General features: G+C 42.1%; 1 protein-coding gene. It reads right to left on the bottom strand.

The features are described from left to right. The coding region (locus ACSLUH_RS19570; protein ID WP_527252156.1) for a transposase at positions 1-361 on the bottom strand (361 nt) is incomplete at both ends.

Here is a 361-nt window from a genome sequence, read left to right as displayed (position 1 = left end):
CGGTTACGATAAACTTCTACCGTTTCAAGTAAGCTTGGCATTAAATACTCTTCGAGTTGCCCTTCTTTCATATAACGGCGCGTTAATAACGTGCCTTTAAACATATGGTGCCACCGTTCAAGAACTTCACTTATTGACCAACGCTTAGCCGCCTCTTGGTCTATATACAATACCACATGAAAATGGTTACTCATTACCGCATAAGCACATACATCAATGGCAAAAATTTTAGACAGTGACAGCAGCTTCTCTTCAATCCACACCCGACGATGCTCGTAACTTTTGCCTGAGACGTTATCTTCTCCACAAAGAAATGCTCGCCGAACACAGCGAGAAATACAATGGTAATAAGGGGTATCTG

The organism is Thalassotalea ganghwensis (assembly GCF_053485795.1).
The sequence above is the reverse complement of the archived record's forward strand: the minus strand, read 5'-3'. Positions and strand labels throughout refer to the sequence as shown.